This is a genomic window from Streptomyces sp. CRN 30, from assembly GCF_034105845.1.
In genome coordinates this window covers 1-16,338 of sequence record NZ_JAVRHI010000310.1, presented here as the reverse complement: position 1 = coordinate 16,338, position 16,338 = coordinate 1, and the positions used below count along the sequence as shown (strand labels likewise).

General features: G+C 71.3%; 11 protein-coding genes. 8 read left to right on the top strand and 3 right to left on the bottom strand.

Annotated elements, in window-relative coordinates:
- The 3 genes from UW392_RS33730 to UW392_RS33720 form a co-directional block, all read left to right on the top strand.
- A partial coding sequence (locus tag UW392_RS33730) for a ComF family protein (protein ID WP_414496730.1) occupies window positions 1-547 on the top strand: 547 nt, incomplete at its 5' end.
- Between the two features lie 315 nt (window positions 548-862).
- Window positions 863-1,555, top strand: a complete 693-nt coding sequence (hpf, locus tag UW392_RS33725; RefSeq protein ID WP_320778999.1) for a ribosome hibernation-promoting factor, HPF/YfiA family — start codon at window positions 863-865, stop codon at window positions 1,553-1,555.
- Between the two features lie 206 nt (window positions 1,556-1,761).
- A complete protein-coding gene (locus UW392_RS33720; RefSeq protein WP_320778998.1) occupies window positions 1,762-2,508 on the top strand; it encodes a response regulator transcription factor in 747 nt (248 codons plus the stop codon).
- 54 nt (window positions 2,509-2,562) lie between these two features.
- On the opposite strand, the gene UW392_RS33715 is transcribed toward UW392_RS33720, so the two are convergent.
- Together UW392_RS33715 and UW392_RS33710 are read right to left on the bottom strand one after the other, a co-directional pair.
- Window positions 2,563-3,765: a winged helix-turn-helix domain-containing protein gene (locus tag UW392_RS33715; protein ID WP_320778997.1), complete on the bottom strand. Its 1,203-nt coding sequence runs from the start codon at window positions 3,763-3,765 to the stop codon at window positions 2,563-2,565.
- 75 nt (window positions 3,766-3,840) lie between these two features.
- Entirely contained in the window at window positions 3,841-4,410 is a 570-nt protein-coding gene (locus tag UW392_RS33710; protein WP_320778996.1) for a GNAT family N-acetyltransferase, read from the bottom strand.
- A 252-nt stretch (window positions 4,411-4,662) separates the two neighbouring features.
- Here UW392_RS33710 and secA point away from each other — a divergent pair, with 252 nt between their 5' ends.
- Window positions 4,663-7,509 carry a preprotein translocase subunit SecA gene (gene secA, locus UW392_RS33705; protein ID WP_320778995.1) on the top strand — a complete coding sequence of 949 codons (2,847 nt, stop codon included), beginning with the start codon at window positions 4,663-4,665 and terminating at the stop codon, window positions 7,507-7,509.
- A gap of 101 nt (window positions 7,510-7,610) precedes the next feature.
- Here the strand turns inward: secA and UW392_RS33700 are convergent, their stop codons facing one another.
- On the bottom strand, window positions 7,611-8,237 hold the full coding sequence (locus UW392_RS33700; RefSeq protein WP_320778994.1) for an Rv3235 family protein: 627 nt from the start codon (window positions 8,235-8,237) through the stop codon (window positions 7,611-7,613).
- Between the two features lie 328 nt (window positions 8,238-8,565).
- Here UW392_RS33700 and UW392_RS33695 point away from each other — a divergent pair, with 328 nt between their 5' ends.
- The 4 genes from UW392_RS33695 to UW392_RS33680 all read left to right on the top strand — a co-directional run bounded on the left by UW392_RS33695 (window position 8,566) and on the right by UW392_RS33680 (window position 16,305).
- Window positions 8,566-9,081 carry a DUF6912 family protein gene (locus tag UW392_RS33695; protein WP_320778993.1) on the top strand — a complete coding sequence of 172 codons (516 nt, stop codon included), beginning with the start codon at window positions 8,566-8,568 and terminating at the stop codon, window positions 9,079-9,081.
- Window positions 9,082-9,161: 80 nt separating this feature from the next.
- Window positions 9,162-9,827 carry an HAD family hydrolase gene (locus UW392_RS33690; RefSeq protein WP_320779000.1) on the top strand — a complete coding sequence of 222 codons (666 nt, stop codon included), beginning with the start codon at window positions 9,162-9,164 and terminating at the stop codon, window positions 9,825-9,827.
- Between the two features lie 551 nt (window positions 9,828-10,378).
- Window positions 10,379-15,319: an NAD-glutamate dehydrogenase gene (locus UW392_RS33685; RefSeq protein WP_320778992.1), complete on the top strand. Its 4,941-nt coding sequence runs from the start codon at window positions 10,379-10,381 to the stop codon at window positions 15,317-15,319.
- Window positions 15,320-15,408: 89 nt separating this feature from the next.
- The gene (locus tag UW392_RS33680; protein WP_320778991.1) at window positions 15,409-16,305 is read left to right on the top strand and encodes a hypothetical protein; all 897 of its coding nucleotides are present in this window, start codon (window positions 15,409-15,411) and stop codon (window positions 16,303-16,305) included.
- Window positions 16,306-16,338 lie beyond the last annotated feature (33 nt).

Genomic DNA, 16,338 nt, shown 5'->3' with positions numbered 1-16,338 from the left:
GGAGCTGCGGCGGGCCGGTACGCCCGCCCGGGTGGCGGCCGTGCTGCGGCAGCGGCGTGCCGTGGCCGATCAGTCGCGGCTCGGCCCGCGGCAGCGGACGGACAACCTCGCCGGCGCGCTGGCCGTGGTCCCCGGCGGCGCCCGGCTGCTGCGCGACGGCGGACGGGTGGTGCTCGTCGACGACCTGATGACGACGGGGGCGTCCCTGGCGGAGGCGGCGCGTGCCGTGCGGGCGGCCCTGGACGGGGCGGCTCCCCGCGGGGCCGCGCGGCCCGGTGCGGCGCCGGTCGCCGGGCGGTCCGGAGCGGTGGGGGCCGTCGGGTGTGAGCGGATCGGCGGTGTGCGTCCGTACAGAACGGCGACAAGGGCCGTGTATCCCGGAGCGGTGTGGGAAGGCAGAGAACAACGGAGAACCGGAGCGACGGAAGTGAGGGCGGACGGGACGCCCGCCGGACCGGTAAAGACGGGCGGAATCGAGAACGGTGACGTCATTCGCGCGGCAGTGGTCGCCGCATCACCAGACTCTTTCGAAATAAACCGGAACTGACTGAGAACTTACGTCGTTGCAGGTAATGAGGGAATCAATTCACCTGAACGGAGGTACGCGGCAGTAGAGGGTGACGACATCCGTCCGGGCGAGATATGTTCGGTCGTGAGGGAAAGCCGCAGGCCACACCTCTCTTGTCCGAATGCCGGGCCGCGGGTTCATTCGGAATCACCCGCGCCGGTGGAGTGGACTTCTCGCCCCTGGGGGAGGAGGTGGACGTCACCGCGAGTCCGAGGTTCCGGGACTCACCGGGACCTGGTGCAAAAGGGAGATGCTCCGCCGTGGAAGCGGAGTGATCCGGGAACGGAGTTCTGCGTGGACATCGTCGTCAAGGGCCGCAAGACCGAGGTGCCCGAGCGGTTCCGGAAGCACGTGGCCGAGAAGCTGAACCTGGAGAAGATCCAGAAGCTCGATGGCAAGGTGATCAGCCTCGACGTCGAGGTGTCCAAGGAGCCCAACCCCCGACAGGCCGACCGCTGCGACCGGGTGGAGATCACCCTGCGCTCCCGCGGGCCGGTGATCCGGGCGGAGGCGGCGGCGAGCGATCCGTACGCGGCGCTCGACCTGGCCGCCGAGAAGCTGGGAGCCCGGCTGCGCAAGCAGCACGACAAGCGGTACTCGCGGCGCGGCTCACGCCGTATCTCCGCCGCCGAGGTCCCCCAGCACGTCCCGGGCGTGGCGACGCTCAACGGCAACGGCGACGCAGCGGCGGACCACGAGCAGGACGGCGTGCCCACCAAGAAGGTCGGCTCGCTGGAGGTCCAGGGCGACGGACCCCTGGTGGTGCGGGAGAAGAACCACGTGGCCGCCCCGATGACCCTCGACCAGGCGCTCTACGAGATGGAGCTGGTCGGGCACGACTTCTACCTCTTCGTCGACTCCGAGACCAAGGAACCCAGCGTCGTCTACCGGCGGCACGCCTACGACTACGGCGTGATCCACCTCCGGACGGACACGATGGTCACCCAGACGCACTCCCCGGACGCGGGCGGCGCGCTCGGCGGCTGACCGACCGGTGAACGGCATGGCCGGTGCCCCTGGAGCGCGCGTGCGCCCCCAGGGGCACCGGTGTGCGACCCGGTTCGCGCCCCGCGCCGTCGTCTCGAAGGCGTCCGGGCATGGAATCATGGCCGCAACGGCCCAACGGGTGGGTCGTTGCCTTGGGTTGGCGCCGGCCCGGGTTACACAGGCCAGGGCCTTCAGGGGGAGGAACGATGGCGGACAGCTTCGGACCGATGCGGGACGGGGACGCCGACGACGGCGTCGCCGGCATGGGCCCGGACACGGGCGTCCCACGCAAGGAGCCGATCAGGGTCCTGGTCGTGGACGACCACGCCCTCTTCCGCCGCGGGCTGGAGATCGTGCTGGCGGCCGAGGAGGACATCCAGGTCATCGGCGAGGCCGGGGACGGCGCCGAGGCCGTGGAGAAAGCCGCGGACCTGCTGCCCGACATCGTGCTGATGGACGTGCGGATGCCCCGGCGGGGCGGTATCGAGGCGTGCACCTCCATCAAGGAGGTGGCCCCCAGCGCGAAGATCATCATGCTGACGATCAGCGACGAGGAGGCCGACCTCTACGACGCGATCAAGGCCGGCGCCACCGGGTACCTCCTCAAGGAGATCTCGACGGACGAGGTGGCCACCGCCATCCGCGCCGTGGCCGACGGCCAGTCCCAGATCAGCCCCTCCATGGCGTCCAAGCTGCTCACCGAGTTCAAGTCGATGATCCAGCGGACCGACGAGCGCCGGCTGGTGCCCGCGCCGCGGCTGACCGACCGCGAGCTGGAAGTCCTCAAACTCGTCGCCACCGGGATGAACAACCGGGACATCGCCAAGGAGCTGTTCATCTCCGAGAACACCGTGAAGAACCACGTGCGCAACATCCTGGAGAAGCTTCAGCTGCACTCCAGGATGGAGGCCGTGGTCTACGCGATGCGGGAGAAGATCCTCGAAATCCGCTGACGGGCACCGGACGCCGACCCGGACCCGGACCCGGCCCGGACGCGGCGCCGACGCTCAGGCCAGGAGCCGGGCCAGTTCCGCGGCCAGCGGCTCACGCAGCTCCGGCGCGTCCACCCGCTCCAGCCGTACGTCCGTGCAGTCCACCCAGCCCGCCGCCTCGACCAGGGCCTGTGCCACCGCCGGGACCGCCTTGCGGCCGTCCAGCGTCAGCTGCCTGGCCACCAGTGTGCGGCCCTCGCGCGCCGGGTCCACCCGGCCGACCAGCCGCCCGCCGGCGAGGACCGGCATCGCGTAGTAGCCGTGCACCCGCTTGGGCCGGGGGACGTACGCCTCCAGGCGGTGCGTGAAGCCGAAGATCCGCTCCGTGCGCGCCCGCTCCCAGACCAGGGAGTCGAACGGCGACAGCAGCGTCGTGCGGTGCCGGCCGCGCGGAGGCGTCTCCAGCGCCGCCGGATCGGCCCAGGCCGGTCGTGACCAGCCCGCCACCGTCACCGGCACCAGACCCGAGTCGGCGATCACCGCGTCGACCTGCTCCGCCTTGAGACGGTGGTAGTCGGCGATGTCGGACCGGGTGCCGACGCCCAGGGCGCGGCCGGCCAGGGTCACCAGGCGGCGCAGGCACTCCGCGTCGTCCAGCCGGTCGTGCAGCAGGTCGTCCGGGACGGCGCGCTCGGCCAGGTCGTAGACGCGCTTCCAGCCGCGGCGCTCCACACAGACCACCTCCCCGTACATCAGCGCGCGCTCCACGGCGACCTTCGCGCCGGACCAGTCCCACCACTCGCTGGTGCGCTTGGCGCCGCCCAGTTCGGTGGCGGTCAGCGGGCCCTCCGCGCGGAGCTGCTTGACGACCTGCTCGTAGGCGCCGTCGGGCAGGTCGTGGTTCCAGTGCGGGCGGGCGCGGTAGGCGCGGCGGCGGAAGGCGAAGTGCGGCCACTCCTCGATGGGGAGGATGCAGGCGGCGTGCGACCAGTACTCGAAAGCGTGCGGCCGGGCCGCCGGGCCGTCCGCGGAGACCGGGCCCCAGTAGGCGCCGTCGACGGCCCTGCGGCCGACCGCTCCCAGGCGCGCGTACGGCACGAGCTCGTGGGAGCGGGCGAGGACCGAGATGGTGTCGAGCTGGACCGCGCCGAGGTGGCGGAGGACACCGCGGACGCCGGCCCGGCGGTCGGGGCTGCCGAGGAGGCCCTGGGCCCGCAGGGCGATCCGGCGGGCCTCGTCGGCCGACAGTTCCGTGACAGGACGCGGGAGGGTCGTCATACGTCCGCACGATAGAGGGTGGGACTGACAACGACCGTCGCGTCCCCGTGGGACCGGCACGGGCCGTCGGGTGCCCTACGGACGGGCCGGTGTGTACGAGGCCGTCGACGGGAGGCCCAGGTCGGACGGGAGCAGGGAGCCGACCCAGCAGTCGCTGCGTACGCCCTTGTTGTTGATCGCGGAGCGCAGCGTGCCCTCCAGGGTGAAACCGGCGCGCTCGGCCACCGCGCGGGAGGCCGCGTTGCCGACCTCGGCGCGCCACTCCACGCGGTCCACCGACAGCCGGGTGAAGGCCCAGCGGGAGACGGCGTCGGCGGCCTCGGTGACGTAGCCGTTGCCGCGGTGCTCCTTGGCGCCCCAGAAACCGATCTCGGCGACGCCCAGGGAGACCATCGTCAGCCCGATCATGCCGACCAGGTCGCCGCCGGGCAGGAATATGCCGAACGTGAACATCGTGGAGTTGGCCCATCCCGTCGGGACCATCTGCTCCGTGAAGGCACGCGCGTGTTCGGGCAGGTACGGGGAGGGGACGACGGTCCAGCGCTGGATGTCGGGGTCCTGGCAGGCGGCGAGGACGGCGGCGGTGTCCTCGGGGCCGACCGTCCGCAGCAGGAGGCGGCCGGTGGTGAGCGTGTGCGGTTCCATCGGCCGATTCTGCTCGCGGGGACGCGTCGTACGCCATCCCTTTGCGGCGTGTGCACGGCCGGTCACGATTCGCGCAAATCATCGGCACCCGGCGGCACCATCCACGGAGCCCGGCCGTTGTGAGGGGTGAGGGAAGCCGTCGTCGCGGCAGGCCTCCCGGCGTGACGGTGTCCTCGCTTACGATGGCCGTTGCTCAGTACGTCCAATGGAAAACGACCGTCCCAGGCCCGACCGGCAAGGAGACCAACCCCCGTGTCCGTCCTCTCGAAGATCATGCGTGCAGGCGAAGGCAAGATCCTGCGCAAGCTGCACCGCATCGCGGACCAGGTCAACTCCATCGAAGAGGACTTCGTCGACCTCTCCGACGCCGAGCTGCGGGCCCTCACCGATGAGTACAAGCAGCGCTACGCCGACGGCGAGAGCCTGGACGACCTGCTGCCGGAGGCGTTCGCCACCGTCCGCGAGGCCGCCAAGCGCGTCCTGGGGCAGCGCCACTACGACGTGCAGATCATGGGCGGTGCCGCCCTGCACCTCGGGTACGTGGCCGAGATGAAGACCGGTGAGGGCAAGACCCTCGTCGGCACCCTGCCCGCGTACCTCAACGCGCTCTCCGGCGGGGGCGTCCACATCGTCACGGTCAACGACTACCTGGCCGAGCGCGACTCCGAGATGATGGGCCGCGTCCACAAGTTCCTGGGTCTGGAAGTCGGCTGCATCCTCGCCAACCAGACGCCGGCCCAGCGCCGCGAGATGTACCGCTGCGACATCACCTACGGCACGAACAACGAGTTCGGCTTCGACTACCTGCGCGACAACATGGCGTGGTCCAAGGACGAACTCGTCCAGCGCGGCCACAACTTCGCCATCGTCGACGAGGTCGACTCCATCCTCGTCGACGAGGCCCGTACGCCGCTGATCATCTCCGGCCCCGCCGACCAGGCCACCAAGTGGTACGGCGACTTCGCCAAGCTGGTCACCCGCCTGAAGAAGGGCGAGGCGGGCAACCCCCTCAAGGGCGTCGAGGAGACCGGCGACTACGAGGTCGACGAGAAGAAGCGCACGGTCGCCATCCACGAGTCCGGCGTCGCCAAGGTCGAGGACTGGCTCGGCATCGACAACCTCTACGAGTCGGTCAACACCCCGCTCGTCGGCTATCTGAACAACGCCATCAAGGCGAAGGAACTGTTCAAGAAGGACAAGGACTACGTCGTCATCGACGGCGAGGTCATGATCGTCGACGAGCACACCGGCCGTATCCTCGCCGGCCGCCGCTACAACGAGGGCATGCACCAGGCGATCGAGGCGAAGGAAGGGGTGGCCATCAAGGACGAGAACCAGACCCTCGCCACGATCACCCTGCAGAACTTCTTCCGCCTCTACAAGCGCCACGACCACGAGGGCAAGGAAGAGCCCGGTCTGTGCGGCATGACCGGTACGGCGATGACCGAGGCCGCCGAGTTCCACCAGATCTACAAGCTCGGTGTCGTCCCGATCCCGACCAACAAGCCGATGGTCCGCAAGGACCAGTCGGACCTGATCTACCGCACCGAGGTCGCGAAGTTCGAGGCGGTCGTCGACGACATCGCCGAGAAGCACGAGAAGGGCCAGCCGATCCTGGTCGGCACCACCTCGGTCGAGAAGTCCGAGTACCTCTCGCAGCAGCTCTCCAAGCGCGGCGTCCAGCACGAGGTGCTCAACGCCAAGCAGCACGACCGGGAGGCGACGATCGTCGCCCAGGCCGGCCGCAAGGGCGCCGTGACCGTGGCCACCAACATGGCCGGCCGCGGTACGGACATCAAGCTCGGCGGCAACCCCGAGGACCTCGCGGAGGCGGAGCTGCGCCAGCGCGGCCTCGACCCCGAGGAGCACATCGAGGAGTGGGCCGCGGCGCTGCCCGCCGCCCTGGACCGTGCCGAGCTGGCCGTCAAGGCGGAGAAGGACGAGGTCGAGGAGCTCGGCGGGCTCTACGTCCTCGGCACCGAGCGGCACGAGTCGCGGCGCATCGACAACCAGCTGCGCGGCCGCAGCGGCCGTCAGGGCGACCCGGGCGAGTCCCGCTTCTACCTGTCGCTGGGCGACGACCTGATGCGGCTGTTCAAGGCGCAGATGGTCGAGCGCGTGATGTCCATGGCCAACGTGCCGGACGACGTGCCGATCGAGAACAAGATGGTCACGCGCGCGATCGCGTCCGCCCAGTCGCAGGTCGAGCAGCAGAACTTCGAGACCCGCAAGAACGTCCTGAAGTACGACGAGGTGCTCAACCGCCAGCGCGAGGTCATCTACGGCGAGCGGCGCCGCGTCCTGGAGGGCGAGGACCTCCAGGAGCAGGTGCAGCACTTCATGGACGACACGATCGACGCCTACGTGCAGGCCGAGACCGCCGAGGGCTTCCCCGAGGACTGGGACCTGGACCGGCTGTGGGGCGCCTTCAAGCAGCTCTACCCGGTGAAGGTCACCGTCGAGGAGCTGGAGGAGGCGGCGGGCGACCGTGCCGGGCTGACCGCCGAGTACATCGGCGAGTCCATCAAGGACGACATCCGCGAGCAGTACGAGACGCGCGAGACGCAGCTCGGCTCCGAGATCATGCGTGAGCTGGAGCGGCGGGTCGTGCTGTCGGTCCTCGACCGCAAGTGGCGCGAGCACCTCTACGAGATGGACTACCTCCAGGAGGGCATCGGCCTGCGCGCCATGGCGCAGAAGGACCCGCTGGTGGAGTACCAGCGCGAGGGCTTCGACATGTTCACCGCCATGATGGAGGGCATCAAGGAGGAGTCCGTCGGCTACCTGTTCAACCTGGAGGTCCAGGTCGAGCAGCAGGTCGAGGAGGTCCCCGTCGAGGACGAGAAGCCCTCGCTGGACAAGGGCCCGCAGGACGCGGTGCCGGCCCAGGCCGCCCCGCGCCCGGAGATCCGCGCGAAGGGACTGGACGCCCCGCAGCGGCGCAACCTGCACCTGTCCGCGCCGACCGTGGACGGCGAGGGCGGTGTCATCGAGCGCGAGGAGCGCGCCGACGACGAGCCGGCGCGGTCCGAGAGCGACGGGCTGACCCGCGCGGAGCGCCGCAAGCAGGCGAAGGGCGGGCGGCGCCGCAAGAAGTGACGTCGGCGGTGTCCGGGGCGGCGGCGGTGCCGTGACCCCGGGGCCGTGCAGGGGCCGGGCCACCCGCGGGTGCCCGGCCCCTCGGCGTTCCGTCCCGGAAGTCACCCCTCGTCCGCGTGGGGCGGGCGGGGGCCGCCCAGTTCCACGGCGGTGCAGCGCCAGCGCAGGTCGTCGCCGCGCTCCAGACGGAACGCCATCGCGCGCAACTGCTCGCCCGCGCCGATACGGGCGAAGACCTCCATGGCGCCGGGACGCGGTTCGAACCAGCCGATGTCCCGGACGACGGGGCGGGCGCCGTGAGTGCGCAGGGGGCCGCGTTCGGCGAGCCGCGCCAGATCGTCGTAGGCCCGGCCGAGGGTGTGCCGCAGCATCGAGTGGACCGGGCTGCGCCCGCTGAGCACGGCGAGGAGCCGCTCGGCGAAGAGGTCGGTGGCGAAGGAGCCGGTGGTCCTTCCGGGGCCCTGTACGGGCCTGCGGGAGACGCCCCGCACGGGCCTGCGGGAGGCTGCGGTGGGCATGGTGGCCGGGCGGGTGTCCGCGGGATGGGTGGGGCCGGCCGGGCGGGGGGCCGTCGTGGCCGGGGGGCCGTCCTCCGGGACCGACGTCCGGGGGGTGGGGACCGTACCCGGGCCCCGGGGCGGGGCGGCGGCCGGGCGGCGTGTGTCGCGGCGGCCGGGCGGACGGGAGCCGGGGCGGCGGTGCTGCGACCTGTTCATGACCTTGTGCATGGGATCCCCGTTCGGCGGCCCGTGGAATACCGGGCGGTAACTTTCCGTTGCGCATCTTGTACGGGCAGTGATGCCGTGCTGGCAAGGGGGTGCCGTCGGTGGGTGACCCGAGAGCGGTTCACTCGTCCGGGTGGACGGGCAGGGGCCGGAGCCCGTGACTGTGGGGGCGGGCCGGGTGAAGGCGCGGCGTGGGGTGGACGTCCGCACCGGCCTGGTCCGGAACCCGATGGGGGACACCCGCACGTATCCTGAAGACCGGCTTCCGGCTGACTCCCGACCGACCTCCGACCGACCTCCGACCGACTCCCGACCACGAAAGCGGCCCGCCATGCGCGTCTACGTCCCCCTGACTCTCCCCGGCCTCGCCGAGGCGCACCGGACGGGTGAGCTGGGGACCGGGCCGTTCCTCGCCTACGCCGTCACCCCCGCGCTGCGCGAGTGGTACCTGTCGGACGACATCGAGGAGCTGGAGTACGCCGCCCTCAACCGCGCCGCGCTGGGCTCCCTGCGGCTGCTGGCCCAGGACGCCGCCGCGCCCCGGCGCCGGGTCGTCGTCGCCGTCGACGTGCCCGACGGGACCGCGTCGGCCGACCCCGGCCGGGGACTCGACCCCGCCGCGCTCGGCGAGGTCCGGGTCACCGGGAGCGTGCCGCTCGCCGAGGCGGCCTCGGTGCACGTGGACTCCGACGACGCCGAGGCGGACGTGACCGCCGCGGCCGGCGCGCTCGCGGCGGCGGACGGCGGGGACGACGACGCCCAGTTCGTCGTGGACGGCGCGGAGGACCACGAACTGCTCTGGTTCGCGACGCAGGAGATCCCGAACCTCGTGGGGCTCGGCGGCTGACCGCCGCTGGCGCCTCCGGCGCCTCTGACCTGCGCTTCCCTTGATTGTCAGTGGCGGCGGGTACGTTTACGGGCATGGGGATGCGAAAGCGGGCAGGGGCGCACATCGTCTGGGACTGGAACGGCACGCTGTTCCACGACAACGACGCGATCATCGGCGCGACCAACGCGGCCTTCGCCGAACTGGGCCTCGCGCCCATCACGCTGGAGCGGTACCGCGCGCTGTACTGCGTACCGGTGCCCAAGTTCTACGAGCGGCTGATGGGAAGGCTGCCCACCGACGCCGAGTGGGCGGTCATGGACGAGACCTTCCACCGCCATTACCTCGAACACCGGGTGCGGTGCGGTCTCGCCGAGGGGGCGGCGGAGCTGCTCGTCTCGTGGGGATCGGCGGGCCGCAGCCAGTCGATACTCAGCATGTACGGCCACGAGGAACTGGTCCCGCTGGTCAAGGGCTTCGGCATCGAGACGCACTTCATACGCGTCGACGGGCGGACCGGCCCGTCCGGCGGCAGCAAGGCCGAGCACATGGTGCGGCACCTCGCGGCACTGGCCGGCGTGGAGCCCGCCCGCACGGTCGTCATCGGGGACGCCGTCGACGACGCGACGGCCGCGCTCCACGCGGGGGCGCGGGCCGTGCTCTACACCGGTGGTTCGCACAGCCGGACGAGCCTGGAGCAGGCGGGCGTGCCCGTGGTCGACACGCTGGCCGAAGCGGTCGAGGAGGCCGAGCGGCTGGCCGCGTGAGCGGTCCCGGCTCCCACCACCTCGCAAGCCGCCTCGCGAGCCGCTCCGCAAGCCGCCTCGCGAGTCACCCGGCGAGCCGCTCCGCGAGCCACCCGGCGAGCCACCTCACAAGTCACCCCGCGTCGCTGTGCGGAGCGTCAAAGTTCCACCCCCGGTTTTGTACACATACGGCTCATGACGGGCCCCCGGGGAGGAGCGATAGCCTTATGACGTGATCAGCGCGATAGCTCGCGGGGACATCCGTGTCCCTGCCCTGCGCCCGGAGAGCACGGACGACATCCGTGACCGGGCGGCGGTCGCTGGTCCTCGCGGGCGGGACGGGGCGTCGAGGAGCCCCGCGGTGCCGCGCGTCCCCCGGAAGACACCGCCGACGAGAGCGGTATCACACCCGGCGGACGCGTCGAACATGGCTGATATGCCCCCGCTCATCTCACCTTGCGGCATAGCGTCGGAGCAGAACGGACACCCCGCGTCTGGGCGTTACGTCGGAAGGCAGGAGACCGTACTTCCTTCTACGTCACGCAACGGCGCGCGACAGGAGCCAGAGGACAATGCAGACCAAGCTGGACGAAGCAAAGGCCGAGCTGCTCGACAGGGCCGCACGGGTAGCTGAGAACAGCCCGGTCGGGGGGTATCTACCGACTGGGACGACGGACGAGGACACCCCGGACACCCCGGACCGTGAATCCGTGTTCGCGTTCCTGAAGCGCTACTACCGGCACACCGCCCCGGAGGACCTGGGCGACCGCGAACCGGTCGACGTCTTCGGAGCCGCCGTCTCCCACCACCGGCTGGCCGAGAACCGCCCGCAGGGCACGGCCAACGTCCGGGTCCACACCCCGACCGTCGAGGAGAACGGCTGGACGTGCAGCCACTCCGTCGTCGAGGTGGTCACCGACGACATGCCCTTCCTCGTCGACTCCGTGACCAACGAGCTGACCCGGCAGGGACGCGGCATCCACGTCGTCGTCCACCCGCAGTTCGTGGTGCGGCGCGACCTCACCGGCAAGCTCGTCGAGGTGCTCACCGACCCGCCCGCCGGAGAGCTGCCGCACGACGCGCACGTCGAGTCCTGGATCCACGTCGAGATCGACCGCGAGACCGACCGCGCGGACCTCAAGCAGATCACCGCCGATCTGCTGCGGGTCCTGTCCGACGTACGGGAGACCGTCGAGGACTGGGGCAAGATGCGCGAGGCGTCCGTCCGCCTCGCCGAGGAGCTGACCGGCGAGCCCGCCCCCGGCGACCTGCGCGCCCAGGAGGTCGAAGAGGCCCGCGAGCTGCTGCGCTGGCTCGCCGACGACCACTTCACCTTCCTCGGCTTCCGCGAGTACGAGCTGCGCGGGGACGACTCCCTCGCCGCCGTGCCCGGCACCGGCCTCGGCATCCTGCGCTCCGACCCGCACCACGCCGTCGACGAGAGCCACCCGGTCAGCCCGTCCTTCGAGCGGCTGCCCGCCGACGCCCGCGCCAAGGCCCGCGAGCACCGGCTGCTGGTGCTGACCAAGGCCAACAGCCGGGCGACCGTGCACCGGCCGTCGTACCTGGACTACATCGGCGTCAAGAAGTTCGACGCCGAGGGCAACGTCGTCGGGGAGCGGCGCTTCCTCGGGCTGTTCTCCTCCGCCGCCTACACCGAGTCCGTGCGCCGGGTGCCGGTCATCCGGCGCAAGGTCGAGGAGGTCCTGGAGCGCGCCGGGTTCTCGCCCAACAGCCACGACGGCCGGGACCTGCTCCAGATCCTGGAGACCTACCCGCGCGACGAGCTGTTCCAGACGCCGGTCGGCGAGCTCCAGGCGATCGCCACCTCCGTGCTGTACCTCCAGGAGCGCCGCCGGCTGCGGCTCTACCTCCGCCAGGACGAGTACGGCCGCTACTACTCCGCCCTGGTCTACCTCCCCCGGGACCGCTACACCACCGGCGTCCGGCTGCGGATCATCGACATCCTCAAGGAGGAACTGGGCGGCACCAGCGTCGACTTCACCGCCTGGAACACCGAGTCGATCCTCTCCCGGCTGCACTTCGTCGTCCGCGTCCCGCAGGGCACCGAGCTGCCCGAGCTGTCCGACGCCGACAAGGACCGCATCGAGGCCCGCCTGGTCGAGGCCGCCCGGTCCTGGGCCGACGGATTCGCCGAGGCGCTCACCGCCGAGGTCGGCGAGGAGCGCTCCGCCGAGCTGCTGCGCCGCTACGGCGGCGCCTTCCCCGAGGGCTACAAGGCCGACCACGGCCCGCGCTCCGCCGTCGCCGACCTCGGCCACCTGGAGCGGCTCGACGAGGAGCACACCTTCGCCCTCAGCCTGTACGAGCCGGTCGGCGCCGCCCCCGAGGAACGCCGTTTCAAGATCTACCAGAAGGGCGGCTCGGTCTCCCTGTCGGCCGTGCTCCCGGTGCTCAGCCGCCTCGGCGTCGAGGTCACCGACGAGCGGCCCTACGAGCTGCGCTGCTCCGACCGCACCACCGCGTGGATCTACGACTTCGGCCTGCGGATGCCGAAGACGGTGGCCGGCGGCGCCGACTACCTCGGCGACGACGCCCGCGAGCGGTTCCAGGAGGCGTTCGCCGCCGCCTGGGACGGCAAGGCGGAGAACGACGGCTTCAACGCCCTCGTGCTCAGCGCCGGGCTGTCCTGGCGGCAGGCGATGGTGCTGCGCGCGTACGCCAAGTACCTGCGGCAGGCCGGTTCGACGTTCAGCCAGGACTACATGGAGGACACCCTCCGCAACAACGTCCACACCACCCGGCTGCTCGTCTCCCTGTTCGAGGCGCGGATGTCGCCGGACCGGCAGCGTGCCGGGCACGAGATCGTCGACGCCCTGCTGGAGGAGGTGGAGGCCGCCCTCGACCAGGTCGCGAGCCTCGACGAGGACCGTATCCTGCGCTCCTTCCTCACCGTCATCAAGGCGACGCTGCGCACCAACTTCTTCCAGGAGGCGGCGGGCGCCACGTGGCACGACTACGTGTCCATGAAGTTCGACCCGCAGGCCATCCCCGACCTCCCGGCGCCCCGCCCGGCGTTCGAGATCTGGGTGTACTCGCCGCGCGTCGAGGGCGTCCACCTGCGGTTCGGCAAGGTCGCGCGCGGTGGTCTGCGCTGGTCCGACCGGCGTGAGGACTTCCGCACCGAGATCCTCGGCCTGGTCAAGGCGCAGATGGTGAAGAACACCGTCATCGTGCCGGTCGGCGCCAAGGGCGGCTTCGTCGCCAAGCAGCTCCCGGACCCCGCCGTCGACCGGGACGCGTGGCTGGCGGAGGGCATCGCCAGCTACAAGACCTTCATCTCGGCGCTCCTCGACATCACCGACAACATGGTGGCCGGCGAGGTCGTGCCGCCCGCCGACGTCGTCCGCCACGACGAGGACGACACGTACCTCGTCGTCGCCGCCGACAAGGGCACCGCGACCTTCTCCGACATCGCCAACGGCGTCGCGGAGACGTACAACTTCTGGCTCGGCGACGCCTTCGCCTCCGGTGGCTCCGCCGGCTACGACCACAAGGGCATGGGCATCACCGCCCGCGGCGCCTGGGAGTCCGTCAAGCGGCACTTCCGGGAACTGGGCACCGACACCCAGTCCGAGGACTTCACGGTCGTCGGCATCGGCGACATGTCCGGCGACGTCTTCGGCAACGGCATGCTGCTCAGCGAGCACATCCGCCTGGTCGCGGCCTTCGACCACCGGCACATCTTCATCGACCCGGACCCGGACGCGGCCGTCTCCTACGCCGAGCGCCGCCGCCTCTTCGAGCTGCCGCGCTCCAGCTGGGAGGAGTACGACAAGGGGCTGCTGTCGGCCGGCGGCGGGATCTTCCCCCGCACGGCCAAGGCCATCCAGGTCAACGCCCACATCCGGGAGGCCCTCGGCATCGAGGAGAAGGTCTCCAAGATGACCCCGGCCGACCTGATGCGGGCCATCCTCCGGGCGCCGGTGGACCTGCTGTGGAACGGCGGCATCGGTACGTACGTCAAGGCGTCCAGCGAGTCCAACGGCGACGTCGGCGACAAGGCCAACGACGCCATCCGCGTCGACGGCGGGGAGCTGCGCGTCCAGGTCGTCGGCGAGGGCGGCAACCTCGGCCTGACCCAGCTCGGCCGGATCGAGTTCGCCGCGAAGGGCGGCCGGGTCAACACCGACGCCATCGACAACAGCGCGGGCGTGGACACCTCCGACCACGAGGTGAACATCAAGATCCTGCTCAACGGCCTGGTCGCCGACGGCGACATGACCGTCAAGCAGCGCAACAAGGTCCTCGCCGGAATGACCGACGAGGTCGGCCGGCTGGTGCTGCGCAACAACTACGCGCAGAACACCGCGATCGCCAACGCGCTCGCCCAGTCCAAGGACATGCTCCACGCCCAGCAGCGGTTCATGAAGCACCTGGTGCGCGAGGGCCACCTCGACCGGGCGCTGGAGTTCCTGCCCACCGACCGGCAGATCCGTGAGCGGCTCTCCGCCGGACACGGTCTGACCGGCCCGGAGACGGCCGTCCTGCTCGCCTACACGAAGATCACGGTCGCCGAGGAGCTGCTGCACACCTCGCTGCCCGACGACCCGTACCTCAAGGGCCTGCTGCACGCCTACTTCCCGACCGCGCTGCGCGAGCAGTTCGCGGACCGTATCGACACCCACCCGCTGCGCCGTGAGATCACCACGACGGTGCTGGTCAACGACACGGTCAACACGGGCGGTACGACGTATCTGCACCGGCTGCGCGAGGAGACCGGCGCGTCGCTCGAGGAGATCGTGCGGGCGCAGACCGCGGCCCGCGCCATCTTCCGCTCCTACCCGGTGTGGGACGCGGTGGAGAGCCTCGACAACACCGTCGAGGCCGCCGTCCAGACCCGTATCCGGCTGCACTCGCGGCGGCTGGTCGAGCGCGGCACGCGGTGGCTGCTGAACAACCGGCCGCAGCCGCTGGAGCTGGCCGAGACGGTCGACTTCTTCGCCGACCGGGTCGAGCAGGTCTGGTCGCAGCTGCCGAAGCTGCTGCGCGGCGCGGACGCCGACTGGTACCAGCGCATCCACGACGAGCTGACCGGCGCCGGCGTCCCGGACGAGGTGGCCACGCGGGTGGCCGGATTCTCCTCGGCCTTCCCGACGCTGGACATCGTCTCGGTGGGCGACCGCATGGCCAAGGAGCCGCTGGAGGTCGCCGAGGTGTACTACGACCTCGCCGACCGGCTCGGCATCACCCAGCTGATGGACCGCATCAGCGACCTGCCGCGCGCCGACCGCTGGCAGTCCATGGCCCGCGCGGCGATCCGCGAGGACCTGTACGCGGCGCACGCCTCGCTCACCGCCGACGTACTGGCGGCGGGGAACGGCACCTCGACGCCGGAGCAGCGGTTCGAGGTGTGGCAGCAGAAGAACGCGGCGATCCTCGGGCGGGCGCGGGCCACGCTGGAGGAGATCCGCGGGTCGGACGCGTTCGACCTGGCCAACCTGTCGGTGGCGATGCGGACCATGCGGACGCTGCTGCGGACGCATTCGTGAGGGTGCGCGGGTGCGTGCCCGGGTGCGCGTGATCCGAGGGGACGGCTCGGCTCGTCGGACATGTGAGACATAACGGATAGCGTGGCCGGATGGCTGGGCGTTCCGGTACGACGAAACGAGCCGAACCGTCTTACGCGGCGGCCGTCCTCCGGGCGGCCGCCGCGCTCGTTCTCCTGCTGCTGGCGCTGTGCGTGGTGCGGCTGCCCTGGATCGGTGACCTCGGACTGCACGCGGCCACCGTCGAACGGCTGCGGCACGACTTCGTCCACCCCGGCAACCCCCTGGTCGACGCGGACACGCCGAGCCCCTACTACTCGCCGTGGACGCTGCTGCTCGGCGTGGTGGCCAAGGCCACCGGGGCGTCGGTCTTCGTCGTCCTGCGGCTCGGCGCGGCGGTGGCACTGGCGCTGCTGGTGACGGGGGTGGTGCGGTACGTACGGACGCTGAGCGCGCGTCCGGCCGCGCCGCCGCTCGCCCTGCTCTGCCTCCTGCTGCTGTGGGGGACGCGGCCGTTCGCGTGGAGCGGGCTCCTCGGACTGGAGTCGCTGGCGCTGACGGTGGCGTACCCGAGCGTGTGCGCGACGGGGCTCGCCTTCCACCTGTGGGCCTGGGCGGCGCGGGGGAAGTGGCCGGGGGCCGTCGCGGCGAAGTACCGGGTGCCGTGGGAGGGGTACGGGTGGATCACGCCGTGGGTGCGGTACGGGGACGTGGTGATGGTGCGGGCCGGACGGGGGGCCCGGCAGATCCCGGCGTACGGGGCGTACACGGTGGCTCCGGGGTATCCCGACTTCTTTCTCGCGGACGAGAGGGAGAGGACTGCCGCCGTGCGGCGGTATTTCGCCGGGGACGGGGAGGCGCGGAGGGAGGTGCTGCGCTCGTACCGGGTGCGGTGGGTGGTGGCGGGGGAGGGGACGGCGCCGGGCGGAGGGCTGCGGAGGGTGGCTCGGGGGCCGGGTGGGGAGGTGCTGTACGCGGTGGAGCGGTGACGGTGACGGTGGCCGGGGGGGGGGGGGGGGGGG

Bases quoted from the DNA above. Each gene is read 5' to 3' on its own strand.
- UW392_RS33680 (WP_320778991.1), top strand. From the start codon at position 15,409: ATGGCTGGGCGTTCCGGTACGACGAAACGAGCCGAACCGTCTTACGCG.
- UW392_RS33700 (WP_320778994.1), bottom strand. From the start codon at position 8,237: ATGCACAAGGTCATGAACAGGTCGCAGCACCGCCGCCCCGGCTCCCGT.
- UW392_RS33710 (WP_320778996.1), bottom strand. From the start codon at position 4,410: ATGGAACCGCACACGCTCACCACCGGCCGCCTCCTGCTGCGGACGGTC.
- UW392_RS33685 (WP_320778992.1), top strand. From the start codon at position 10,379: ATGCAGACCAAGCTGGACGAAGCAAAGGCCGAGCTGCTCGACAGGGCC.
- UW392_RS33720 (WP_320778998.1), top strand. From the start codon at position 1,762: ATGGCGGACAGCTTCGGACCGATGCGGGACGGGGACGCCGACGACGGC.
- UW392_RS33690 (WP_320779000.1), top strand. From the start codon at position 9,162: ATGCGAAAGCGGGCAGGGGCGCACATCGTCTGGGACTGGAACGGCACG.
- UW392_RS33715 (WP_320778997.1), bottom strand. From the start codon at position 3,765: ATGACGACCCTCCCGCGTCCTGTCACGGAACTGTCGGCCGACGAGGCC.
- UW392_RS33695 (WP_320778993.1), top strand. From the start codon at position 8,566: ATGCGCGTCTACGTCCCCCTGACTCTCCCCGGCCTCGCCGAGGCGCAC.